This is a genomic window from Streptomyces sp. NPDC041108, from assembly GCF_055592645.1.
Genome location: NZ_JBVIYK010000005.1, coordinates 417,951 through 439,910, shown reverse-complemented (window position 1 = coordinate 439,910; position 21,960 = coordinate 417,951). Strand labels below are relative to the sequence as shown.

The window sequence follows — 21,960 nt, the reverse complement described above, 5'->3', positions numbered from 1 at the left end:
GAATCTACGGCCCGGAAAGACCTCCCGTAGGGTGCACTTCCATGGTGGATTCGTGGGTCAATTCGGCGGAGCGGATCGGGGCCGATCTGCATCTCGAACTGTCGGGCGGGGGTGGGCGGCGGGCGGCGTTGATCCGGGCGTTGCGGGACGCGGTGCGTGGTGGGCAGCTCGCTCCGGGGACCCGGCTGCCCCCGTACCGCTCGCTGGCCGCGGATCTGGGTGTCGCCCGGAACACGGTGGCCGACGCGTACGCGGAGCTGGTCGCGGAGGGCTGGCTGACGGCGCGGCAGGGCTCGGGTACGCGGGTCGCCGAGCGGGCCGAACCGTTGGGTGTTCCCGCGCGCCGGTCCCGGGAGGCGCCTGCCCGCGCGCGTGGGCCCCGGCACGACCTGCGGCAGGGTGCGCCGGACGCGTCGGCGTTCCCGAGGGCGGCCTGGGCGGCGTCGTACCGCAGGGCGTTGACGCGGGCGCCCAACGAGGTGTTCGGGCCCGGTGATCCGGCCGGCCGGGTCGAGCTGAGGGAGGCGCTCACCGAGTATCTGGCTCGCGCGCGGGGCGTGCGGACCGAGCCGTCGCGGATCGTGATCTGTTCCGGTTTCGCGCACGCGCTGCGGCTGCTGTTCCACGGGCGGGTGCTGCGGGGGCCGCTGGCCGTGGAGTCGTACGGTCTGGGTTTTCATCGTGAGCTGCTGTCGGCGGCCTCCGTTCGGACGGTTCCGTTGCCGCTCGACGCGGACGGGGCCGGGGTGGACGGGCTGGACCGGGAGCGGGCCGTGCTGCTCACTCCGGCGCATCAGTTCCCGACCGGTGGACCGCTGCATCCGGTCCGGCGGGCCGCTGTCGTGGACTGGGCACGCGCGCGTGGCGGGGTGGTCCTGGAGGACGATTACGACGGTGAGTTCCGTTACGACCGCAAGCCCGTCGGGGCGTTGCAGGGGCTGGATCCGGAGCGGGTGGTGTACATCGGGTCGGTGAGCAAGAGCCTGTCGCCGGCGTTGCGGCTGGGGTGGATGGTGCTGCCGGAGCGGTATGTGGGGTCCGTGCTGGAGGCGAAGGGTGAGCGGGAGGCGTGGGCGAGTGTGCCGGAGCAGTTGGCGCTGGCGGACTTCGTGGTCTCCGGGGCGTACGACCGTCATGTGCGGCGGATGCGGCAGCGGTATCGGGCGCGGCGGGACCGGCTCGTCGCGGCCCTCGCCGCGCAGGCGCCGCACATCGAGGTCACCGGGATCGCCGCCGGGCTGCACGCCGTGCTGCGGCTGCCGCCCGGGACCGAGCGGTCCGTGGTGAGGGCGGCGGTCTGGCGGGGGGTCGCGCTCGACGGCCTCGCGGAGTTCCGGCATCCGGGTGCCGTGGGGGACGCGCCGGACGGGCTGGTCGTGGGGTATGCGACGCCGCCGGAGCACGCGTACGGGGCGGCGCTGGAGGCGCTGTGCGGGGTGCTGCCGCCGGGGTGAGCGGGGACGGTTCCCGGGTGCGTGTGCGTGTGCGGGGCCGGCTCCCGCGTGCGTGAGCGGGGGCGGCTCCCGCGCGGGTGAGCGGGGCGCTCCTGTGTGTCGTGAGCGGGGTGCGGCGGTCAGGTCGGCGGGGTGTGGTGGTCGGTGTGCCGGAGGCCGCGGCGTGCCCGGTCGCCGGAAGGTTCTCCCGGTCGCCGGAGTGCTCCTGGCCGCCCGCCGGGGCGTTGTGCTCGTACATGTGGCCGCGCCGGCGCTCCGACACCTGGACGTGCGCCCCGCGCACCCGTGCGCGGCGACCGCGTGGACGCGCGGCGCGTGCCGAGAGGCCCGCGCGGCGCTCGTGGCAGGAGGGTCCGCGAAGCCTTACGGCTTGCGCGCCACCGCTCCGTAGCCGGGGATGACCCCGTCGTCCTGGCCGGGGACGGGTTCGCCGAGTTCGGGGTGCCAGTGCTGGGGGACCTCGACGCCGGGGTCGACCAGTTCGAGGCCGTCGAAGAAGCGGGTGAACTCCTCGCGGGAGCGCAGTGCCAGTGTGACGCCGGCGGCCTTGAGTTTCTCCGTGGCCGCCCTGGACTCCTCGGGGGTGAAGTCGGCGGTGGCGTGGGTGACGACCAGGTAGCTGCCGGAGGGCAGTTCGGACATCAGCCGTCGGACGAGGGTGTGTGCGCCGTCCTGGTCGGAGACGAAGTGCAGCAGTGCGATGAGGGAGAGCGCCACGGGCCGGGTGAGGTCCAGGACCTTTTTGGCACCCTCGATGACGGCGTGCGGGTCGCGCACGTCGGCCTGCAGGTATTCGGTGCGCCCCTCGGGGGTGCCGCGCAGCAGGGCGGCGGCGTGGGCCAGCACGATGGGGTCGTTGTCGCAGTAGACGACGTTCGCGTCGGGGACGACGCGCTGGGCGAGCTGGTGGAGGTTCGGTTCGGTCGGGATGCCGGTGCCGATGTCGAGGAACTGCCGTACGCCGTTCTCCGCGAGCCAGCGTGTGGAGCGGTGCATGAAGGCCCGGTTGACCTGTGCCATCACCGGCACACGGGGGTCGAGGGCCAGCATCTGCCTGCCCATGGCCTCGTCGACGGGGTAGTTGTCCCTGCCGCCGAGATACCAGTCGTACATACGTGCAGGGTGGGGCCTGCTCGTATCGATCTCGACGGGGGGACTCCCGTTCATGACGGACTCCATGGAAAGGTGCGGTGGTAGGTGATCAACTCAAGGTCAACATAGGGAAAACGGCTGAACAACAGGGAGTGCGCAACATGCCTCAGGAGAGGAGGAAGTCGGCCACCCCCGCCTTGGCGCCCTGGATGAAGGCGTTCATCTCGTCGGGTGTGTAGATCAGCGCCGGTCCGTCGGGATCGGTGGACTGCCGTACGGCGATGCGGCCGTCGGCGAGTTTCATGGCCTCCAGACAGTTGCCTCCGTTGCCTCCGCTCCAGGGCTTGTGCCAGCCCTCGCTGCCGAGTTCCCGGGCGGGCATGCCGTTGTAGACGCGTGTGCGCGACTGCCTGCGCGTGCGCGGCTGCGACTGCGACTGCGACTTGATGTATTCCATTCGGTGTCTTCAGAGCTCCTTGCGGAGATCCCGGAGGATCTCCTTCGTGCGTTGTGCCGTGGCGGCCTGCGCCGCCATGCGGTCCATGACCTCGAGGTGGGTCGCCACCTCGGAGCGGTCGTCCAGATAGACGGCGCCGGTCAGGTACTCGCTGTAGACCATGTCCGGGAGTTCGGGCATGGCGAAACGGAACAGGACGAACGGCCCGTAGGTGCCGGGGTGCGGTCCTGTGTCGAAGGGGGCGACCTGGAGGGTCACATGCCTCAGTTCCATGGCCTCCAGCAGTCGGTCGATCTGGGCGCGCATGACCGCCGGTCCGCCGACCGAGCGGCGCAGGACGGTCTCGTCCATGACGCACCACAGCCGGGGCGCGTCGTCACGGGTGAGCAGTTGCTGCCGTTGCATGCGCAGGGCGACGTGGCGCTCGATGTCGTCGGGCTTGGTCTGGCCGATCGCGCCCGAGGTCATGACGCCCCGCGCGTAGTCCTCGGTCTGCAGCAGGCCGGGGACGAAATGGGGGTCGTAGCCGCGGATGAGGCCGGCGGCGCCCTCCAGACTGACGTACATGGAGAACCAGCCCGGCAGGATGTCGTGGTAGCGCTGCCACCAGCCGGGTTTGTTGGCGTCCTCGGCGAGCCGGACGAAGGTCTCGGCCTCCTCGTCGCCGACTCCGTACGCCTTCAGCAGGAGTTGGAGGTAGGGAATCTTGAGGGCGACCTCGGCGGTCTCCATCCGGCGGACCGTGGCGGCGGTGACGTGCAGGATGCGTCCGGCCTCCTCGCGCCGGATGCCCGCGCGCTCGCGCAGGTCCAACAGGCGTCGGCCCAGCACGACCTGACCCACCGTCGGCGCGGACCGCGGCTCGCTCATCTCGCCCCTCTCTGTCTCTGAACTCTGCGCCGGCCTGTGTCTGACGGGCGGCCTGTCCGGTCCCGGTCCCGGTCCCGGTAGCCGGGCGGCGCCGCTCGGAGGTCTCGCGCGCCACGCGGTTCCGTGTACACATACGAACACTGTGCGTGCTTATGAATGTTGTGCGAGGGATTTCCAACTGGCGCCGCTACACGTGCTGTTGCGTGCAGTGTGCCATGAGCGTTCAGAGAGTCATACGGCACTCTGCAATTTTCAGAGTGACACTTGCCAAGTGTTCATGGCGGGGCGATAGTGGCAAGCGTGATTCCGCCCCCTGCGCCGTTAGGAACAGACGCCGCCGGAGACCGTGTCGGTCCCGGTCCGGCCTCCGGGGCGCGCCCCGAGACAATCGCCGAGCGCCGGTTCCGCTTCGAGCTGGCCGCGCACCCGGGTGCCGTGGCCCAGGCCCGGCGCGTGACCCGTACCCAGCTCACCGGCTGGGCCGTCTGCGAGGACGCCTGCGACACGGCCGCGCTGGTCGTGTCCGAGCTGGTGACCAACGCGATCGTGCACACCGCGAGCGCCCAGATCGTCTGCGAGCTGGTCGACGGCGACGAACTGGTGCGCATAGCGGTACGCGACGAGGGCTGCGCCCCCGGTGAACCGCACCCCTCGCCGCAGCGGCCGGAGGAGGAACACGGCAGGGGGCTGCTCCTCATAGAGTCCCTGTGCCGCTCCTGGGGGGCGCAGCCGGTCGGTCTGGGCCTGCTGGTGTGGGCGGACGTGCCGCGCGGGCTGGTCCCCGACGCGGTCTCCCCCTGCCCGGGCGAGAGCGCGGTCGTCGTCACGGGCCCGGCCGCGAACGCGGACACCGAGGCCCGGTCCGATCTGGGCTGGGGCGCGAAGAAGCCGCCGGCGGAGGACCGGGACGGTGAGCCGGAGGCGTTCCGCCTCACGGGTGCCGGTGGCCTCGGGGATGCAGGGGCCCGAGGGGACACCGCGCCCCGCAGGAGTACCGAGGTCCGCAGGAGTACCGAGTCCTGTACGGGTGGCGACGCCCGCCGGGGCACCGAGGCCCGCAGGGGCATCGTCGGTCTCACCGTGGCCGGGGGCCGTGCGGGTGCGGGTGCGGAGAGTCGTACGGAAGTCGAGGTCCGGCCGGAAGTCGGACGGTGGTCGGGGGCCGAATGGGTGTGAGCGCGTCGATCGGTCCCGCTCGGCCCCCCGGTGGGGGCAGAGTGGCTCGCGTGGTGAGCCTCGACACCCTGACCCGACTGCGCCGCGCCCAGCGAACCGCTGCGACGCCCCGCCCCCTCCCTCTGCCCGAGGGCATGACCGCGCCGATGGGCTGCGACGCGGTGGCCGTCCCGGCCCGCTTCGGGCCGCTGGTCCTGCCCCGGCTGCCCCGCGTGGGCTGCGTCTACGCCGACCGGGCGCACTGGTGGTGGATCGTGCCCTCCGATTCCGACTACGCGCTGCAGTGGCCCGCCCCGGTGCGCTACACCACCGGAGCCCTGGTCCCCGACGGCGCGGACGTACCCGGTCTGATCCTGCGGCCGGAGGGTGCCATTCCCTACACCCCGCCGATACCTCTGTACCTGGCGTTGTGCCGGGTCACCGGGACGACGCCGTCGTGGTCCCGCACGATGACCGCGTAGCGCTCCGGCGGCCGGGCCACGCTCCCCGGACGAGCGGCGCCCGGTCTGCGCACTCTCGACTCGACGTTCTCAGCGCACTTCTCCCCTCCCGCCTCTCCCTCCTCTCCCTTCCTCGCATTCCCCGCCTCTCCTCCCCTCTTCGCGCCCCGCGTGCTCCGGGCGGGTGGGGTCGCTTCGTCGTGCGCCCTGGCCGGGGGCCGGGCGCGCCGGGATAGTTGCCTGTCGGCGACGACTCGGGGGAGGCCGCGGGTGGGCAAGGCGCGTGACGGGGACAGGCCGGAGACGTCGGAGTCGGAGCTGCTGCTGTTCGGGGGGCCGCTGCGGTACGACATGGGCTGGTCGCAGCATGCGAACGCGTTTCTTGAGCTGAACTTCCGCGCGATGGTGCGGCGGCTGCCGTCGCTGCTCGCGTCGAGTTTCCGGCTGGCCTGGCAGGCGGACCGGTGGGCCGCCCGGACCGTGCTGGCGTCCGAGACGGGCCGCGGCCTCGCCCAGGCGGTGAGTCTGCTCGCGATGAACTCGGTCCTGGCCCGGCTGATCGCGGACGGCACCGTCGAGCAGCGGCTGCGGGGGGCCGCCCCCGCGCTCGTCGCCATCGCCGCCGTGATGCTGGTGTCCACTCTGCTGCGGGCCGCCTCGACGTACGCGACGGGCCGGCTGGAGCCGAAGGTGGAGCGCGTCGCGACCGAGCTGTATCTGGAGCGCGCGGCGGCGGTGGAGCTGTCCGCGATCGAGGACGACGGTTTCCACAAGCTGCTCGACACCGCGAAGTACGGCGCCCAGTCGGCCCGCAGGATGATCAGCTACTCGGCGCGCGTGGTGAACGCGCTGATCTCACTGATCGCGGCGGCCGGTGTGCTGACCGTGCTGCACCCGGCACTCCTGCCGCTGCTGGTGACGATGACGCTGCCGAGCGCCTGGAGTTCCCTGACGATCGCCCGCCGCCGCTACACGTCCTTCCACGCCTGGGTGCAGCACGCGCGCGCGGGGTATCTGATCGGCTCCCTGCTGATCGAGCCTGAGGCGGCCCCGGAGATCCGGGTGCACGGCGTCGGCCCGTTCCTGCTGCGTCACTTCCGCTCCATGTCGGAGACGGCGGAGGCCGAGCAGGCCCGCCTGGCCCGGCTGGCGGCCCGTACGGGCCTGTACGCGGCGCTGTGGACCGGGCTGGCCACCGTGGCGACGTACGCGACGCTGGGCGCTCTGCTGCTCGGCGGCGCGATGGCACTGTCGGTGGCGGGGACGGCGGTCATCGCGATCCGCACCGGCTCCGCCAGCCTCGACACCCTGGTGCTGGAGGTGAACTCCCTGCACGAGGAGGCCCTCTTCGTGGGCGACATGCAGCGGCTGTACGTGGAGGCCGCCAAGCGCGCGATCCCGGAGGGCGGTGATCCGCTGCCCGAGGACCCGCGGGAGATCCGGGTGGAGAACGTGACCTTCACCTACCCGGGCAAGGCCGCCCGGCCCGCGCTGAGCGATGTCACCCTGACCGTGCCGCTGGGCAAGATCGTGGCCCTCGTCGGTGAGAACGGTTCGGGCAAGACGACCCTGGTCAAGTTGCTCGCCGGTCTGTACGCCCCCGACCGGGGCAGGATCATGTGGGACGGCGTGGACGCGGCGCGCGTGGACCGGCGGCGGCTGGCCGAGCGCATCGCGATGGTCGCGCAGGACTTCAAGCGGTGGCCGTTCACGGCCCGCGTCAACCTGGCGATCGGCCGCCCCTCGGCGCCGCTGACGGAGGAGCGGCTCGCCGCGTCCGTCGCGGAGGCCGGGGCGCAGGACGTCGTGGAGGACCTGCCGCGCGGCCTGGACACGCTGCTGGGCAGGGGGTTCAGCGGCGGGCACGAACTGTCGGGCGGTCAGTGGCAGCGGCTCGGGATCGCGCGGGCGGCCTACCGGCGCGGGCGCGTCCTGATCGTCGACGAGCCGACGGCGGCCCTCGACGCCCGCGCCGAGCTGGAGGTCTTCGAGAAGATCCGCGCGCTGGCGGGCACCGGTCAGACGGTCGTCCTGATCACGCACCGGTTGGCGTCGGTGCGCCACGCCGACCTCGTGCACGTCCTCGACCAGGGCCGCCTCGTGGAGTCCGGCACCCCGGACGAGCTGCTGGCCACGGGCGGGGTGTACGCGGAGCTGTACTCGCTCCAGGCGGAGCAGTTCGCGGCGAAGGTACCCACGCCCGCGCGGGTCGCCCCGACGGCGCCGGGCGGGGCCTCCTCGACGAAGGTGCCCGCGCCGAAGCCGGGGTGAGGTCAGGCCGACGCGGTCGCGGCGGTGTCGGCGCCGCGCACGATGACCAGGAACATGTCGGTCGCGATGTCCATCACGACCTCGGCCTGCTGCCCCTCGAGGCGGGCCGCGTGCGCCAGCTCCTCGGCCGGCCACGAGCCGCGCGGCCCACCGGCGGGAAAGCGCCCCAGCACCGTTCGCCCGTTCACGCTGCACCTCCATGTCCCGCTGCACCCGTGGTTCCGTGATCACGGCCGGGCAGCTTGTAGATATAAACGCCAACCGCGGGGTGAACGGCTCGGGAAGTGACGGTACTGAGACGTAGTTGACACGAGGTCAACGGTGGATCGTGAGGTACCTCGCAGAAATCACACATTCCGGTGACGCTACGTGCCGAATCTTGCGCTTATAGTCACTCCTCATATTCGTCGTGGTAGCGGACCGGCTCGTCGCCCACCCCTCCCAGCGCCGGGAGGGCCATCAGTCCGGCCGTGGAGCCGAGCGCCTCGAGACCGCGCCCGTACTCCGAGTACGTGCGGAAGACCCCGCTCGCGCTCCCGTAGGAAGCAGCTCACTCCCGGCCGCTCCTCGGCGTCGTGGTCATGGCCGAACGTGTGACCGAAGGGCGAGTACCAGGCCACCGTCCATCCCATGCGTGCCTTGAATACGGTCGCCGACCCCACGGCGGTGAGCGGTTCATGGTCCCGCGTCAGGACGCGGCCGTCGGCGATCGAGGGCGTACGTCGGCGGGGCGGGCGGGGGCGAGGCCGGGCTGCCGGTCCGCTCTACGACCCGACCGTGCGACCGCCCGACGGCCCGACCGCCCGGCGTGCGCGGGCTCACGCGTGCAGGCCCTGTCCCGGCGGCGCTTCCACCGCGCCCGATCCGTCGGCCTCGCCCGGTGCGCCCGGTACCCCGGCCATGCCCGGCGCCTCGGGAAAGCCGGTGCCGATGTGCCTCCGGTGGCGGGCGAGTTCGTCGAGGAGGGCGGTGAGACGGTCGGTGTGGTGGCGGCTGAGCCGGCCGGTGTCGTCGAGATGCACGGCACAGGCGGTGGTGGTGTCGACCAGTCGTTCGAGGACGGCGGCGACCTCGTCGGTGCCCTCGGTGTGCCGGGCCAGGGCGGGCAGTTCGGCCCCGGAGAGGGCGATCGCACCTCGGGCGCGGGCGAGCGCGCGGTACGCCTCGCGGCGCAGGGCCCAGCGTGCCGCCCTCTCGTCGGCCGCGCCCGGCAGGGCCGCGCCGACGGACACGGTGACGCCGTTGGGCGTGGCCGAACCGCTCGCGGGGGACGTCCCGTTCGCCCCGGAGCGGGCGCCCGGCGCGCGCGACTCGTCCAGGACGTGCGCGAGATAGGCGTACGCCGCGGTGCCCGCCTCGGTGAGCCGGGTGCGCACGCCCCCGCCGCGCTGCCCCTTCGGCATCGGCAGATGGCCGACGACCAGGACGATGGCGCAGGCCAGCAGCGTTTCGCCGATACGGCTCCAGGATGCCTGGGAGTCTCCGCCGACCATGACGAGAGCGAGGACGAGGACGGTGACGACGGCTGTCTGGGCGGCGAAGTGCCGGGTGGCGACGGGGATCAGCGCCCCACTGACCGCGACGAGCGCGACGAGCCCTTCGGGCCGGGGCAGTACGGCGGCGAACCCGGCGAAGAGCACCGCGCCGAGCACGGTCCCGGCGGCCCGGCACAGCACGCGGGACACCAGCGGCCCCAGATCCGGCTTGACCAGGAAGACGGCGGTCGCGGGCAGCCAGTACCAGTGCTCGTGGTGCAGTGCCTGTGCCACGGCCGCGGCGGCACCGAAGGACAGGGCTACCCGCAGCCCGTACTCGCGGCCGCCGGCTCCGAGGCCGAGCCGGAGCAGGGAGCCGGGGGTGCGGCGGCGGGTGTGCAGGGCGCGGGGGTCACCGCCCCGGTCGAAGGTCTCGGCGGCGCGCAGGAGTGCGTCGTCGAGGGCGCGCAGCGCCGGCTCGACGGGGACGCCGGCGGGCGGGCGGGCAAGGGCGTCGCGGGGCAGGACGGGCGCGGGCAGCGGTCCGGTCGTGGTGTTGCCCCGCACGGCCGCGGCGAGCCGCCGGGGTCCTTCGGATGCGCGGCCGACCACGGCGTCCCCGGCCCAGGCCAGCGCCGTCGCCGCTTCCGCAAGGGGCAGCGCGGCGGCGTACTGGGCGTGCAGCCGCCGCTCGGCCGACGAGCTGGCGTACCGCCGTATCCGGGGTCCGGCGAGCGCGTCCTGGGCATGGTCGAGGGCGGCGGTCAGCGCGGCCCGCCGGGCGAGCGCGCCGGGGGTGCCGACGGCGTCCAGCAGCCCGGCGATCGCGTCGTAGACGGCGGCGACGGCGTCCCGTTCCCCGTCGAAGCGGTAGTCACCGGCGGTGAGGACCGCGGGCGTGGGCAGGGCGAGGCGCAGCGCGAGCAGCCATCCGGCGCCGGCGAGGTAGGCGAGCGCCCGCTCCCATCCCGGTTCCGGCAACGGCATCCCGGCCCCGATGGCGGCCGCGACCAGCAGTTGCGTGCCCGCTCCGGACGCCACGAGACCGACCGCGCTCATCCCGCCGGCGAGCAGCCCGAGCGCGGTGAGCAGCAGGGTGAGGACGACGGCCCCGGCGTACTGCCCTGCGTACGTTCCGGCGAGCAACCCCACGGCCCCGGCGAGCGCGGGCACCCCGAGCCGTTGCACGGCGGCGCGCCGGCTTCCGGGGCGGTCGTTGATCCCGGCGAGCATGGCGCCGAGCGCGGCGAGGACCCCGATGGAGGGCCGCCCGAGCAGCACGGCCACGAACAGCAGCGGCCCGCCGGCCAGCGCCCCTCGGACCACCGCGTTCCAGGGCACCGGTCCTCGTTGGGCACGCAGGGCATGGGCGAGCCAGGGAGGAAGGGTCAGGGCGGCGGGGCGGATCACGGGGCTCCTGTCGTCGGGTGAGGGCGGGGGTGTGCCTTCGGGCGACGGCGGCCGGGGCGTGGACGGTACGCGGACGGTGCGGCGGCGAGGGGAGGGCGCCGCTCGTTGTGTCGGTCCTCGGTGCCCTCCACGGTAGGTGCCGGGCCTGGAGGATGTGGAACGCTCGTATTACCGCGAGGTGACGATCGCTGCAGATGCCACGTTCTTTATGAACGCAATCGGGGCCCCCGGGCGTGGGCCGGGGCTCAGCGGCGGCTCGGGTCATGACGGAGCAGAGGGGGTGGCCCGGCCCGGAATTCGGATGCGGCCGTGGCGAGAGGTCCGCATCATCGACTGGTCGTCCATCACGAGGAGCCTTCATGATCCAGCGCACCACCGTCCCCGGTCTCTTCACGCCGCCCGTGTACGCGCACGCGTCCGTCGTGGAGGCCGGGACGAAACTCGCGTTCCTCGCCGGGGCCGTTCCGCTGGACGCCGACGGGAAGCTGGTCGGGGAGGGGGACCCGGTACGGCAGGCCGAGCAGGTGCTGGCGAACCTCGGGGAGCAACTGCGGGCGGTGGGCAGCGACTTCGAGCATGTCGTGTGCACCGACGTGTATGTCGTCAGCGGCGAGCCCGCGGCTCTCTCCGCGGTCTGGGACGTCGTCGAGGCGTCCGGTCTCAGCATCGGCCCCCACTCCTCCACTCTCCTCGGCGTGGCCTGTCTGGGCTACACGGGCCAGCTGGTGGAGATCACGGCGACGGCGGTGGTGCCGGAGCCCCCGGCCGTGTAGGCGAGGGCTCCGGACGGTCTGGAGGGCGCTGGTGCCGCGTCCTGCTCACCCGCTCCCCGGTTCGGCCGGTCCTGCGGCCCCCCAGCTCCTCCGCTTCCGCAGCGGCTTCGCGTACCCGCCCACGCGGCTGGTGGTCAGCCCCAGCGTCACCAGCGACTCGGCGAGCTTCACGGCCGCTCCCACCCCGTCGACGACCGGCATCCCCAGCTTCTCCCCCACCGTCCGCTGCAGTCCGGTCATGCCGGCGCACCCGAGGACCAGCACCTCGGCCCCGGCGTCCCGGGCCCGTTGCCCGGCCGCGAGGAAGGCGCGGGCGGTGCGGTCGGTGTCGGCGAGGTCGAGGACGCCCAGCCCGGTGCCGACGATCGCCGCGCAGTTGCGGCCCACTCCGGCGGCGTCGAGGCTGTCCTCAATCTGCCCGCAGGAGCGTTCGAGGGTGGTGACGACGCCGTAGCGCCGGCCGAGGAGGCAGGCGAGGTGGGCGGCGGCCTCGGTGATGTCGACGACGGGGGCGTCCACCAGTTCGCGTGCGCCCTCGCGCCCGTGTTCGCCGAACCCGGCCATGACGACCGCGTCGTAGGGCTTGTCGTAGGTGCGCAAGGTGTCGAGGACGGCGGCGGCGGAGAGGTAGCTGTCGAGCCAGCCCTCCACGGACTCGGGGCCCCAGGCCGGGGTCAGTCCGGTCACGGTGGTGCCCGGGCCTGCGGCGGCCCGGGCACCTCGCACGATCTCCTCGGTCATCCCCTGCGTGGTGTTGCAGTTCGTGACGACGATGCGCACGCTCAGCCCTCCACGGCTGCCGGTCCGGACGGGGCCGGGGCGGCGGCCCGCTCGTCCCGGCAGAGCACGGCGTACAGCCCGGCGGACAGCGCGGTCCCGATGAACCAGGAGTACGGGGCGACGCCGCCGAAGGTCGGCACCAGGGCGAGGACCGCCGAGACCGCGGCGGCCGGCAGGAACGCCCACAGGGCCTTGGGGTTGACGCCCTTGCGGTAGTAGTAGCGGGAGCCGGGCGTGGCGTCGAAGAGTTGGTCGACGTCGATGCGGCCGCGCTTGACCCAGAAGTAGTCGAGCATGATGACGCCGAACAGCGGGCCGAGGAAGGCGCCCAGGCCGCCGAGGAAGTACTGGACGACGGTGGGGTTGGAGAAGAGGTTCCACGGGGTCACGACCAGCGCCGCGACCGTGCTGATCATGCCGCCCACCTTGAAGGTGATCTTCTGTGGCCAGACGTTGGCGAGGTCGTACGCCGGTGAGACGAAGTTGGCGACGATGTTGACGCCCATGGTGGCGATGGCGAAGGTCAGGGCGCCCAGCACGAGCACCCAGGTGTTGCCGACCTTGGCGACGAGTTCCGCGGGGTCGGTGATGGCCTCGCCGAAGACCTCCAGCGAGCCTGCCGTGACGATGACCGACACGACCACGAAGGCGGTCGAGTTGATCGGCAGGCCCCAGAAGTTGCCTCGCTTGACGGTCCTGTAGTCGGGCGCGAAGCGGGAGAAGTCGCAGAAGTTGAGCATCAGCGTGCCGTAGGTGGCGAGGACGAGTCCGATCGCGCCGAACCACTGCCGCCACTGCTCGCCCACGGAGACCGGATGGGGGGTCGTGGTGAGGGAGATGGTCCAGCCGGCCTTGGCGAGGACCCAGACCGCCAGCGCGATCATGACGAGCCAGATCGCGGGGCCGCAGAAGTCCTGGAACTTGCGGACGGACTCCATGCCCTGGCTGATGATCAGCGCCTGGATGAGCCAGAGGGCGACGAAGGTGCACCAGCCGAGCTGGTGCAGGCCGAGGAAGGAGTGGTGCGTCCAGGACTCCAGGCCCGGCCAGGCGGCCATCAGCATGATGTTGACCGCGACGGACGCGAGATAGGTCTGGATGCCGTACCACATGATGGCGATCACGGCCCGGATGAGGGCCGGGATGTTGGCGCCCCAGACGCCGAAGCTGATGCGGCTGACCACGGGGAAGGGCACGCCGTGGCGCTGCCCGATCCTCCCCATCCAGTTCATCCCGATGTAGATGATCACGAAGCCGACGAGCAGCGAGGTGAACACCTGCCAGACGTTCATGCCGAGGACCAGCAGGCCCGCGGCGAACGTGTAGTTCCCGAGGTTGTGGACGTCGGACATCCACAGGGCGAAGAGGTCGAAGACCTTCCAGTTCCGCTTCTTCGCGGGGGCGAGGTCTTCGTTGGTGAGGCGGGGATCGGGGACGAACGCTGTGGTGCCGGTGGCTTCGGCACTGTCGGCGAGGGACACGGGGCCTCCAGGAGCGAGCTGGGAGACGGGGTCGGGTGGCGGGGAGGGGCGGCCCCGGAGTGGGGGACCAGGGGAGCACCTCGACTGTTTGGTATACCAAACTGGGCTCATCGTCCTCCCGTCAACAGTTCTGACCGATGTCGTTGTTGTTAACGGTCGGTAAAAGCCCGCCGGAGTCGGCGAAGATTGCCCCATGAGCTCCCTGGCTCCGGAAGGAGCGAAGATCGAACCCCTGGGCGCGGTGCGTGAACGTGTCCTGGGCACGCTGCGGCAGGACATCATCGCGGGACGCCTCCGTCCGGGCGACCGGCTCGTCGAACGCGAGCTGGCCGAACGCTTCGGGGTCTCGCGCGTCCCGGTCCGTGAGGCGATCCGCGCGCTGGTCGCCGAGGGCTTCGTCCACTTCGAGACCCCACGCCGCACGGTCGTCCGCCGTCTGACCCGGGCGGACGTGGCCGAGCTCTTCGAACTGCGCGAGGCGCTGGAGGTGTACGCCGCCGGGCTCGCCGCCTCCCGCGCCACCCCGGAGTCCCTCGCGGAGCTGGCCGCACTGCTGGACCGGGCGGCGGAGGCGACCCGCGCCGACGACGCCGAGACGATCACCGACATCAACACCCGTTTCCACGACCGCGTCCTCGCCATGGCCGGCAACAGCCTGCTCATCTCCGTCATGGAGCCGGTCGACGGCCGACTGCGCTGGCTGACCAGCCAGAACACCGAGTGGCCGCAACTCCTCACCGAGCACCGCGAACTGTACGACGCCATCGCCTCCGGCGACCCCGCCCGCGCCCGCGCGCACGCCCTCACCCATGTGCGGACCAACTACCGGTCGACGGTGCGGCATCTGTTCGGCGAGGACGGCACGGGTGACGACGGCGCCGGGGAGTGCGGCCTCGGCGCGCACGGCGAAGAGACCGGGGGCACCGCGGGCCGTGCCGGGAACGCGCACGGCAGCCCGTGAACCCGGCGGCTCAGCCCCTGGCGTACCGGTCCGTCGCCGCCACCAGCGCCTCGGCCACGCCCGGGGCGCCCGCGTCGTGTCCCACGTCGTCGACGAGGATCAGCTCACTGCCCGGCCAGGCGTGGTGGAGGCGCCAGACGATGCCGAGCAGGTTGCCGGGGTCCAGGCTGCCCTGGACGAGGGTGCCCGGGATGCCCTTGAGCAGCGGCGCTTCCCGCAGCACCACACCGTCACCGCCGCCGTCGAGGAAGTGGCCGTTGCCCCAGTAGTGGGTGACGGTGCGGGCGAACGCGTAGCGGAACACCGGGTCCTCGTAGCGGGGTACGGAACGGGGCGGCTGCGCCGCGATGGCCGTCTCCCAGTCGGTCCAGGCCCTCGCGGCCCGCGCCCGCACGGCCTCGTCGGGCGACTCGATCAGCCGGTTGTAGGCGGCCGCGAGGTTCCCGTCCCGGTCGTCCTCGGGCAGTTCGGCGAGGAACCGTTCGAACGCCTCCGGGAAGTACTGTCCGAGTCCCCGGGTCAGCAGGGCGACTTCGGCGTCGGAGGCCGAGGTGACCCCCGTCAGCACCAGCTCCGTCACGGCCTGCGGATGCGTCTGCGCGTACCGCAGGCCGAGCGCCGACCCCCACGACACGCCCCACACCAGCCACCGCCCGATCCCCAGATGCCGCCGCAGCAGTTCCAGGTCGGCGATCAGACGGCCGGTCGTGTTGACGCCCATGTCGGTCTCGTACGCGCTCGCGGGCGGCGTCGAACGTCCGCAGCCGCGCTGGTCCAGCAGCACGATCCGGTACGCCTCGGGGTCGAAGAGACGTGGGAACCAGGCGTTGGCCCCGGACCCCGGACCGCCGTGCAGCACGACCGCCGGCCTGCCGCGCGGATTCCCGCAGACCTCCCAGTACACGCGGTTGCCGTCGCCGACGTCGAGCAGGCCGTGGTCGTACGGTTCGATCTCCGGGTAGAGGGGCATCGCGCGACCCTACCCGGCCCGAGGCGCGGTCGGCAGCCGGTTTTCCGGGCCCCGGACACCGCCGCTACGAGGTGACGGCCAGCCCCGCGGACCGCGCCGCCGTACGCAGGACCTCGCGCAGCATCGCGGGGGTCAGCCGGCCCGTGAAGGTGTTGCGCTGGCTGACGTGGAAGCAGCCGTAGAGGTCGAGCCCGTCGAGCGGTGCGTGGGTGCCGTGCCCGAAGACGGGTCGCGGCCGGGGCACGTCCCAGCCGGCCTCGGCGAGCGCGGGCAGCGCGGCCTGCCAGCCGAACGCCCCGAGCACGACCACGGCCCGCAGCGTCGGCCGCAGCAGCTCCAGCTCCCGGACCAGCCAGGGCCGGCACGTGTTCCGCTCCTCGGGCGTCGGCTTGTTCGCGGGCGGCGCGCAGTGCACGGGCGAGGTGATCCGCACGCCGTACAGTTCCAGACCGTCGTCCGCGCCGACCGCCGTGCCGCGCGAGGCCAGGCCCACGTCGTGCAGGGCCGCGTACAGCACATCGCCCGAGCGGTCACCGGTGAACATCCGGCCCGTCCGGTTCGCCCCATGGGCGGCGGGGGCGAGTCCGACGATCAGCAGCGCGGCGTCCGGTGGCCCGAAGCCCGGCACCGGCCGCCCCCAGTACTCCTGGTCGGCGAACGCGGCCCGCTTGGTCCGCGCCACCTCCTCCCGCCACTCGACCAGCCGGGGACAGGCCCGGCACCCGCTGATCCGCGCGTCCAGCGCGGCCAGCCCGGCCGTCCCTCCGCCACCGCCGCCGCTGCCGTCGTCACCACCGCTGCCGCCGCCCATGTCCCCACGGTACGTCCGGTGATCGCCCGCCCCGCACGGCCGGCCGGAGGCTAAGGTCGAGGCATGGCTTCTGAAGGTACGGAGGAGCGGACGAGCGGTCCGGACACCGCGGACGAGGGCGCCTACGAGCCCGGGGCGGCGTCCTCGGCGGCCGAGGCCGCCAGGGCCGCCCGCCCGGCGAGCGGCGAGACCGTGCGCGTGGACAGCTGGATCTGGTCGGTCCGCCTGGTCAAGACCCGCTCGATGGGCGCCACCGCCTGCCGCGGCGGGCACGTCCGTGTCAACGGCGAACGCGTCAAGCCCGCCCACGCGCTGCGTGTCGGCGACGAGGTGCGGCTGCGCCAGGCCGGGGGGCACGAGCGGATCGTCGTCGTCCGGCGCCTGATCCGCAAGCGGGTCGGGGCGCCCGTCGCCGCCGAGTGCTACGTCGACAACTCCCCTCCGCCCCCGCCTCGCGAGGCCGTCGCTCCTGCGGGTCTGCGTGACCGGGGAACCGGCCGTCCCACCAAGCGCGACCGCCGTGACCTCGAACGCCTCCGGGGCCTGGCCGAAGCCGCGAACGCCGAGCGTCACCGCCGCCCGACGTAGGACCGCCCGCTCCCCCGGGCGGCCGCGGCCCTCACACGTCCCGGCTCGGCCGGCGCAGCCACTGCGCCGGCCCTGCCACGTCCTGGCGGCGCGTCCAGGCGATCAGGGCGAGCGGGATCATCAGGATGACCGGGGTCGCCGCGTACTCCCCGTCGAAGGCTGTGATCTGCGTGATGAACGCCCCCACCATCAGCGCGCCCAACGACACCGCCGCGACCGAGGCCAGCGCCGGGATCAACAGCCCGATGGCACCGGCCAGTTCGAGCGCGCCGATGGTGTACATGCCCGCGCTGCCCCAACCCAGCGTGTCGAAGGACTCGACGGCCGACGGGTGAGCGATCAGTTTCGGCAGCGCGCTCGCGCACGCGTAGAACAGCGCGAGCGCGATCTGCAGTGCGCGCAGCGAGAGGCGTGCGGCCCTGCCGCGTGCGGTGCCTGTCGTGACGGCGGCGGGAGCGGTGCCGGCGGCGGGAACGGTGGGCTCGGACATGGGATCTCCTGGGGAAGCGGTTCCGTGGTGCTGTCACGGAGGTAGACCGGGCCTCTCCGCCGAACTCATCGCCGCCCGCGGGACATTCACGCCGGGATCCCCGCCCGCCTCATCCTGCGCGCACGGTCGGCACCGCCTTCGCCCACGTCCGGTCCTCCGTCGGATACCGCTCCACCTGGAGTCCCGCCTCCGCCAGCGCCTCCTCGAACTGCTCCTCGGTCAGCGGCCGCGCCCGGAACGTCTGGGTCCACTCACCGTCCGGGAAGAGATACTCCACGAACACCGAGTCGACCCCGTCCCCGACCGGTTCGGCCGAGACCACGCGGACGGTGAAGCCTCGGGGATCGACCCGCTCCCGGGGCACGTTCGTGTGGTAGTCCTCCCCCTCGCGCTGGATCAGCACGAAGCCGTCGTCCGCGACATGCCGCAGACAGGCCGCGAGCATCCCGCGCCGCACCTCGGGGTCCCCGGTGTGGACGAGGAACGACGCGAGCAGCACCACGTCGAACGTCTCGCCCAGGTCCAGTTCCTCGATCGGGCCGCATATGGTGCGGGCCCCGCGCACCCGCTCCAGCATCTGCGCCGACTCGTCGACGGCCGTGACGGTGAACCCCCGCTCGATCAGGGGGTGGGTCATACGGCCCACGCCACAGCCCAGTTCGAGAATGCGCGCGCCCGCGGGCGCGACGCCCGCGATCACGTCCGGCTCGTCGCCCACCGGCAGCCGCGTGTACAGCTCGACCGCGCAGCCGTCCGGGGTGATCGCGCCGGGTCCGGTCCCCTCGTGTCCCTCACGCATGCGTGTGCTCATGTCCGTCCAACGGCCGGTCGGACACGGGTCGTTCCTGTCACCCATCACCCGATGGGGTGAACCTGGGTGACCCGAGTCGGTCAGGCCCGCACGTCCGGCCGGATCTCACCAGGCGAACCAGCCATGGCCGCTGTACCAGTGCCCGCCCGCCCGCAGATGATCGGCCACGGCCCGTTCGAGACTCGTCCGGCGGGGCAGGGTCTCCACCGGCAGGTCCGGGTCCCCGAACACGAAGCGGACCGGCAGGTCGTCCTCGGGTTCGCCGGTGCCGCAGGAGACCCGGAACCGCTCCTGGAACCGGACGATGTTGGCGTCCGCCGGCAGGTACCGCTTCAGTTGCGGGTCGAGGAGCCAGGAGTGGCAGCAGCCCGCCGTGTAGCGCTCCCGGGGGAAGTGCCGTGCGAAGAACTCCCGGGCGGTCGCCAGCGAACGGTCGATCGCCTGTGGGGTCAGGGGTCCCGCGTAGTCGGGAACGTGCAGGTCGACGCAGGGTTCCCCGGGCCCCAGCGGCAGGCCCGCCGCCGCCAGCGCGACACCCTCCCGTCCGCTCACGCGTGAGCGCTGGTACTGCAGCCGGCCGAGCTGGAACAGCTCTCCGTGGAAGTGCAGCGAGTACCAGCCCGGTGCGACGAGCCCGCCCACGCCGTACCGCCGGCGGTGCAGCACCAGGCCGCGGCCGAGGTCCGCGAGGGTGCGCCGGGAGATGTCGTCGGGGATGCCGCGCTCACGGTGGTGGGCGCGCACGTACGGCAGGGCCGCGACGAAGACGTACACGTGGAAGTAGCGGCCGAGCGGGCCCGACTCCTGGGGCAGCGGCAGGAGTCTCGGGCCCTTGCCGATCTTCCCCATGTCCCGCACGAGTCCGTCGACGCATCGCCCGAGCAGCCACGTCGCCCCCTCGTCGGCGGCCAGTGTGCGGCGCAGCGCGACCAGGTCGTTGATGTCCTCGTAGGGCACGGCGAGGTCCACCAGCACGTCCGGCAGGTCGTCGGCGTCCGGCACCCGGGCCTCCGTCGCCGGGGGGCTCTCGCCCTCCTCCAGGCCGTTCAGCCAGTCGGCGAGCCTCTCGTCCGCCCGCACCGCGTCCAGCAACACCTTCGTCTCCCCCGTCGCACCGCCTCGGTCTCCTGGAGAACGTACGGGGCGGGGAGTACGTTTCCGAGTAGGACGAGGGAGGGGACGACGAGGAACGGAGCGGCGGTCCGATGCGTACCGGCAGTGAACCCACGACAGCACGCAGTCCTCTGCGGATGCGGTTCTGGCTGAGCGTATGGGGGCTGATCTGGGCGATCGCGGGGACGACTGCCTTCGCTCTGGCCGGCCGCCCCGGCTGGGCCGCCGCCTGCGGGGTGCTGTGGCTGATCGTCACCGTCGACCTGGTCGTGGTCCTGCGTCACATCCGCCAGGGTCCGCACTATCAGCCGGGCCGGGACATCCCGCCGTACGAACCACCGCGACCGCCCGGCCGCCCGTAGACGCCAGCGGCAGCGCGAACCAAAGGCACGGACGGGCCGCCGTCGTCAGGAGTCGAAGCGTGCCGCTTCGAGGTACTGCGGGTTGGGGTCGAGGGCCGCGGCGAGCCGGAAGTGCCGCTTGGCCTCGTCGTCGCGGGCCTGGCGTTGATAGGTGCGGGCGAGGGCGAAGTGCGCGAACGCGTTGTCCGGCTCGCGCTCCAGGACGATGGTGAACTCCAGTTCGGCGGGCCGCAGTTGGGCCGCCGCGAAGAACGCGCGGGCGCGCAGGAGCCGGGCCGCGGTGTTCTCGGGGTGCTCGGCTATGACGCGGTCGAGCAGCTTGACCGCACCCCGCGGATCGCGCGCGGCGAGCAGTTGCTCGGCGGCGCGGAAGTCGATGACGTGCGTCTCCGGGGTACGTCCGGTGGAACCGCTGGTCTCGGGCACGGCTGAGTCCTTCCCTTGCAGGACGGGTTCAACGCGCCCCGGGACCCGGCTATTCCTGTGTGTGTTCGGATCGTTCCCCGGCCGCGTGGGCCCGCCGGGTGAGATCCGCCCAGACGTCCCGCACCCGCCGCCGGAGATCGTCCAGGGGGACGTCGTTGTCGATGACGATGTCCGCGATCTCCAGACGTTTCTCGCGGGTGGCCTGGGCGGCCATGCGCGCGCGTGCGTCCTCCTCCGTCATCCCGCGCAGCCGCAGCAGACGGTCGAGCTGGGTCTCGGGGGCCACGTCCACGACGACGACCAGGTCGTACAGCGGGGCGAGGCCGTTCTCGGTGAGCAGGGGGACGTCGTGGACGACGACGGAGTCCTCGGCGGCGGACCTCTCCAGTTCAGCGGAGCGGGCGCCCACCAGGGGGTGCACGATCGCGTTCAGGGCGGCGAGCTTCGCCGGGTCCGCGAAGACGAGGGAGCCCAGCTTGGGCCGGTCCAGGCCGCCGCCCGGCGCGAGCACGCCCTCCCCGAAGGTCTCGACGACCGCCGCGAGCCCGGGGGTGCCCGGTGCGACGACCTCGCGGGCGATGCGGTCCGCGTCGATCAGCACGGCGCCGCACTCCACGAGCAGCCGGGACACCTCGCTCTTGCCGGCGCCGATACCGCCGGTGAGACCCACTTTCAGCATGCCCGGCAGCTTAGGCCCTGCCGCTGACGGAGCCGAGGCCGACCCGGGCGGGGCTCAGCCCTCGCCCTCCCGCTCCGCCAGGAACTTCTCGAACTCGCGTCCGATCTCGTCGGCGGACGGGATGTCGACGGGCTCGGCGAGCATGTTGCCCCGCGTCTCGGCGCCCGCGGCGGCGTCGTACTGGTGCTCAAGACCCTGGACGAGGGCGACCAGTTCCTCGTCGCCCTCCCGGATCTGCCGGTCGATCTCCGTCTGCGTGCGGTGGGCCTCCGTGCGCAGGGCGTGCGCGACGGAGGGGAGCACCAGGCCGGTGGCCGCCGTGACGGCCTCAAGGACGGTCAGGGCGGCGTCCGGGTAGGGCGAGCGGGCGATGTAGTGGGGTACGTGCGCGGCGACGCCCAGCACGTCGTGCCCGGCCTCCATGAGGCGGTACTCGACGAGGGCCTCGGCGCTGCCGGGCACCTGGGCCTCCTCGAAGGGGCTGCGGTGGCCGGGGACCAGCTCGGCCCGGTTGCCGTGCGGGGTGAGGCCGACCGGGCGGGTATGCGGCACGCCCATGGGAATGCCGTGGAAGTTCACCGACAGGCGTACGCCGAGCCGCTCCACGATCTGCCGGACGGCGGCCGCGAAACGCTCCCACTCCACGTCCGGCTCGGGGCCGGACAGCAGCAGGAAGGGCGCTCCGGTGGCGTCCTGGACGAGCCGCACCTCCAGGGCCGGCTCCTCGTACTCGGTCCAGCGGTCGCGCTTGAACGTCAGCAGCGGGCGGCGGGCCCGGTAGTCCACGAGCCGGTCGTGGTCGAAGCGCGCCACCACCTGGTGGGGCAGCGAGCCGAGGAGCCGTTCGACGATCTGGTCGCCCGTCTCACCCGCGTCGATGTATCCGTCGAAGTGGTAGAGCATGACAAGTCCCGCCGACTCCTGGGCGAGCGCCACGTCGACGACGGCCAGGCCCTTCGGCTCCCATGCGTACAAACCCTGCGGATCAAGCACTGTGACCGCTCCTCCTCGTGTTCCTACTCCACAACGCGGATCGGGGGCGGGGCATTCCCCCGACCGTTCCACGAATG

At 72.7% G+C, this 21,960-nt stretch carries 23 protein-coding genes and 1 pseudogene; 8 read left to right on the top strand and 16 right to left on the bottom strand.

Annotation, left to right across the window (positions count from 1 at the left end; all coding sequences use genetic code 11):
* The first annotated feature begins 41 nt into the window (after positions 1-41).
* Entirely contained in the window at positions 42-1,454 is a 1,413-nt protein-coding gene (gene pdxR, locus ACZ6BB_RS17675) for a MocR-like pyridoxine biosynthesis transcription factor PdxR (protein ID WP_471616071.1), read from the top strand.
* 363 nt (positions 1,455-1,817) lie between these two features.
* On the opposite strand, the gene ACZ6BB_RS17670 is transcribed toward pdxR, so the two are convergent.
* The 3 genes from ACZ6BB_RS17670 to ACZ6BB_RS17660 all read right to left on the bottom strand — a co-directional run bounded on the left by ACZ6BB_RS17670 (position 1,818) and on the right by ACZ6BB_RS17660 (position 3,873).
* Positions 1,818-2,633 carry an SAM-dependent methyltransferase gene (locus ACZ6BB_RS17670; protein ID WP_471616070.1) on the bottom strand — a complete coding sequence of 272 codons (816 nt, stop codon included), beginning with the start codon at positions 2,631-2,633 and terminating at the stop codon, positions 1,818-1,820.
* Between the two features lie 79 nt (positions 2,634-2,712).
* On the bottom strand, positions 2,713-3,003 hold the full coding sequence (locus tag ACZ6BB_RS17665; RefSeq protein WP_471616069.1) for a DUF397 domain-containing protein: 291 nt from the start codon (positions 3,001-3,003) through the stop codon (positions 2,713-2,715).
* Between the two features lie 9 nt (positions 3,004-3,012).
* Positions 3,013-3,873 carry a helix-turn-helix domain-containing protein gene (locus tag ACZ6BB_RS17660; protein WP_471616068.1) on the bottom strand — a complete coding sequence of 287 codons (861 nt, stop codon included), beginning with the start codon at positions 3,871-3,873 and terminating at the stop codon, positions 3,013-3,015.
* 453 nt (positions 3,874-4,326) lie between these two features.
* Between ACZ6BB_RS17660 and ACZ6BB_RS17655 the strand changes: the two genes are divergently transcribed.
* The 3 genes from ACZ6BB_RS17655 (at position 4,327) to ACZ6BB_RS17645 (ending at position 7,760) form a co-directional block, all read left to right on the top strand.
* Positions 4,327-5,049 (top strand): ATP-binding protein, encoded by a 723-nt coding sequence (locus tag ACZ6BB_RS17655; protein WP_471616067.1) that lies wholly within the window; start codon positions 4,327-4,329, stop codon positions 5,047-5,049.
* Positions 5,040-5,510: a hypothetical protein gene (locus ACZ6BB_RS17650; RefSeq protein ID WP_471616066.1), complete on the top strand. Its 471-nt coding sequence runs from the start codon at positions 5,040-5,042 to the stop codon at positions 5,508-5,510. The genes ACZ6BB_RS17655 and ACZ6BB_RS17650 overlap by 10 nt, the downstream gene beginning before the upstream one ends.
* A gap of 249 nt (positions 5,511-5,759) precedes the next feature.
* Positions 5,760-7,760 (top strand): ABC transporter ATP-binding protein, encoded by a 2,001-nt coding sequence (locus tag ACZ6BB_RS17645; RefSeq protein WP_471616065.1) that lies wholly within the window; start codon positions 5,760-5,762, stop codon positions 7,758-7,760.
* A gap of 2 nt (positions 7,761-7,762) precedes the next feature.
* On the opposite strand, the gene ACZ6BB_RS17640 is transcribed toward ACZ6BB_RS17645, so the two are convergent.
* The 3 genes and pseudogenes from ACZ6BB_RS17640 to ACZ6BB_RS17630 form a co-directional block, all read right to left on the bottom strand.
* Positions 7,763-7,948: a hypothetical protein gene (locus tag ACZ6BB_RS17640; RefSeq protein WP_383989840.1), complete on the bottom strand. Its 186-nt coding sequence runs from the start codon at positions 7,946-7,948 to the stop codon at positions 7,763-7,765.
* A gap of 203 nt (positions 7,949-8,151) precedes the next feature.
* Positions 8,152-8,404 (bottom strand): annotated as a pseudogene (locus ACZ6BB_RS17635) (DUF899 family protein); the annotation flags it as partial.
* 174 nt (positions 8,405-8,578) lie between these two features.
* Positions 8,579-10,645 (bottom strand): FUSC family protein, encoded by a 2,067-nt coding sequence (locus ACZ6BB_RS17630; protein ID WP_471616064.1) that lies wholly within the window; start codon positions 10,643-10,645, stop codon positions 8,579-8,581.
* 359 nt (positions 10,646-11,004) lie between these two features.
* On the opposite strand from ACZ6BB_RS17630, the gene ACZ6BB_RS17625 reads away from it, so the two are divergent.
* Complete coding sequence (locus tag ACZ6BB_RS17625) at positions 11,005-11,418, top strand: RidA family protein (RefSeq protein ID WP_471616063.1); 414 nt, start codon at positions 11,005-11,007, stop codon at positions 11,416-11,418.
* A gap of 45 nt (positions 11,419-11,463) precedes the next feature.
* On the opposite strand, the gene ACZ6BB_RS17620 is transcribed toward ACZ6BB_RS17625, so the two are convergent.
* On the bottom strand, positions 11,464-12,198 hold the full coding sequence (locus ACZ6BB_RS17620) for an aspartate/glutamate racemase family protein (protein WP_471616062.1): 735 nt from the start codon (positions 12,196-12,198) through the stop codon (positions 11,464-11,466).
* A gap of 2 nt (positions 12,199-12,200) precedes the next feature.
* Entirely contained in the window at positions 12,201-13,679 is a 1,479-nt protein-coding gene (locus ACZ6BB_RS17615) for an NCS1 family nucleobase:cation symporter-1 (RefSeq protein WP_471616061.1), read from the bottom strand.
* Positions 13,680-13,872: 193 nt separating this feature from the next.
* Between ACZ6BB_RS17615 and ACZ6BB_RS17610 the strand changes: the two genes are divergently transcribed.
* Positions 13,873-14,640 (top strand): GntR family transcriptional regulator, encoded by a 768-nt coding sequence (locus ACZ6BB_RS17610; RefSeq protein ID WP_471616060.1) that lies wholly within the window; start codon positions 13,873-13,875, stop codon positions 14,638-14,640.
* Between the two features lie 10 nt (positions 14,641-14,650).
* Here ACZ6BB_RS17610 and pip read toward each other — a convergent pair whose 3' ends face one another.
* Entirely contained in the window at positions 14,651-15,610 is a 960-nt protein-coding gene (pip, locus tag ACZ6BB_RS17605) for a prolyl aminopeptidase (protein WP_471616059.1), read from the bottom strand.
* Positions 15,611-15,674: 64 nt separating this feature from the next.
* A complete protein-coding gene (locus ACZ6BB_RS17600) occupies positions 15,675-16,421 on the bottom strand; it encodes a uracil-DNA glycosylase (protein WP_471616058.1) in 747 nt (248 codons plus the stop codon).
* Positions 16,422-16,484: 63 nt separating this feature from the next.
* On the opposite strand from ACZ6BB_RS17600, the gene ACZ6BB_RS17595 reads away from it, so the two are divergent.
* A complete protein-coding gene (locus ACZ6BB_RS17595) occupies positions 16,485-17,009 on the top strand; it encodes an RNA-binding S4 domain-containing protein (protein WP_471616057.1) in 525 nt (174 codons plus the stop codon).
* Between the two features lie 31 nt (positions 17,010-17,040).
* Here ACZ6BB_RS17595 and ACZ6BB_RS17590 read toward each other — a convergent pair whose 3' ends face one another.
* The 3 genes from ACZ6BB_RS17590 to ACZ6BB_RS17580 form a co-directional block, all read right to left on the bottom strand.
* Positions 17,041-17,499, bottom strand: a complete 459-nt coding sequence (locus ACZ6BB_RS17590) for a DoxX family protein (RefSeq protein WP_471616056.1) — start codon at positions 17,497-17,499, stop codon at positions 17,041-17,043.
* A 109-nt stretch (positions 17,500-17,608) separates the two neighbouring features.
* Positions 17,609-18,298 carry a class I SAM-dependent methyltransferase gene (locus ACZ6BB_RS17585; RefSeq protein WP_471616055.1) on the bottom strand — a complete coding sequence of 230 codons (690 nt, stop codon included), beginning with the start codon at positions 18,296-18,298 and terminating at the stop codon, positions 17,609-17,611.
* Between the two features lie 117 nt (positions 18,299-18,415).
* Positions 18,416-19,405: an acyltransferase domain-containing protein gene (locus ACZ6BB_RS17580; RefSeq protein ID WP_471616054.1), complete on the bottom strand. Its 990-nt coding sequence runs from the start codon at positions 19,403-19,405 to the stop codon at positions 18,416-18,418.
* A 110-nt stretch (positions 19,406-19,515) separates the two neighbouring features.
* Between ACZ6BB_RS17580 and ACZ6BB_RS17575 the strand changes: the two genes are divergently transcribed.
* Positions 19,516-19,785: a DUF6343 family protein gene (locus ACZ6BB_RS17575; RefSeq protein WP_471616053.1), complete on the top strand. Its 270-nt coding sequence runs from the start codon at positions 19,516-19,518 to the stop codon at positions 19,783-19,785.
* Between the two features lie 45 nt (positions 19,786-19,830).
* On the opposite strand, the gene ACZ6BB_RS17570 is transcribed toward ACZ6BB_RS17575, so the two are convergent.
* From ACZ6BB_RS17570 to ACZ6BB_RS17560, 3 genes are read right to left on the bottom strand one after another with little or no spacing between them, the layout of a single operon-like run.
* Complete coding sequence (locus ACZ6BB_RS17570; RefSeq protein ID WP_275459205.1) at positions 19,831-20,211, bottom strand: tetratricopeptide repeat protein; 381 nt, start codon at positions 20,209-20,211, stop codon at positions 19,831-19,833.
* A gap of 49 nt (positions 20,212-20,260) precedes the next feature.
* Positions 20,261-20,890, bottom strand: a complete 630-nt coding sequence (gene coaE, locus ACZ6BB_RS17565) for a dephospho-CoA kinase (RefSeq protein WP_471616052.1) — start codon at positions 20,888-20,890, stop codon at positions 20,261-20,263.
* Between the two features lie 54 nt (positions 20,891-20,944).
* Positions 20,945-21,883, bottom strand: coding sequence for a PAC2 family protein (locus ACZ6BB_RS17560; protein WP_471616051.1), 939 nt, complete (start codon positions 21,881-21,883; stop codon positions 20,945-20,947).
* Between the last annotated feature and the right edge of the window lie 77 nt (positions 21,884-21,960).

Bases quoted from the DNA above. Each gene is read 5' to 3' on its own strand.
- pip (WP_471616059.1), bottom strand. From the start codon at position 15,610: ATGCCCCTCTACCCGGAGATCGAACCGTACGACCACGGCCTGCTCGAC.
- ACZ6BB_RS17600 (WP_471616058.1), bottom strand. From the start codon at position 16,421: ATGGGCGGCGGCAGCGGTGGTGACGACGGCAGCGGCGGCGGTGGCGGA.
- ACZ6BB_RS17650 (WP_471616066.1), top strand. From the start codon at position 5,040: ATGGGTGTGAGCGCGTCGATCGGTCCCGCTCGGCCCCCCGGTGGGGGC.
- ACZ6BB_RS17585 (WP_471616055.1), bottom strand. From the start codon at position 18,298: ATGCGTGAGGGACACGAGGGGACCGGACCCGGCGCGATCACCCCGGAC.
- coaE (WP_471616052.1), bottom strand. From the start codon at position 20,890: ATGCTGAAAGTGGGTCTCACCGGCGGTATCGGCGCCGGCAAGAGCGAG.
- ACZ6BB_RS17625 (WP_471616063.1), top strand. From the start codon at position 11,005: ATGATCCAGCGCACCACCGTCCCCGGTCTCTTCACGCCGCCCGTGTAC.
- ACZ6BB_RS17595 (WP_471616057.1), top strand. From the start codon at position 16,485: ATGGCTTCTGAAGGTACGGAGGAGCGGACGAGCGGTCCGGACACCGCG.
- ACZ6BB_RS17670 (WP_471616070.1), bottom strand. From the start codon at position 2,633: ATGGAGTCCGTCATGAACGGGAGTCCCCCCGTCGAGATCGATACGAGC.
- pdxR (WP_471616071.1), top strand. From the start codon at position 42: ATGGTGGATTCGTGGGTCAATTCGGCGGAGCGGATCGGGGCCGATCTG.
- ACZ6BB_RS17590 (WP_471616056.1), bottom strand. From the start codon at position 17,499: ATGTCCGAGCCCACCGTTCCCGCCGCCGGCACCGCTCCCGCCGCCGTC.
- ACZ6BB_RS17610 (WP_471616060.1), top strand. From the start codon at position 13,873: ATGAGCTCCCTGGCTCCGGAAGGAGCGAAGATCGAACCCCTGGGCGCG.
- ACZ6BB_RS17575 (WP_471616053.1), top strand. From the start codon at position 19,516: ATGCGTACCGGCAGTGAACCCACGACAGCACGCAGTCCTCTGCGGATG.
- ACZ6BB_RS17660 (WP_471616068.1), bottom strand. From the start codon at position 3,873: ATGAGCGAGCCGCGGTCCGCGCCGACGGTGGGTCAGGTCGTGCTGGGC.
- ACZ6BB_RS17665 (WP_471616069.1), bottom strand. From the start codon at position 3,003: ATGGAATACATCAAGTCGCAGTCGCAGTCGCAGCCGCGCACGCGCAGG.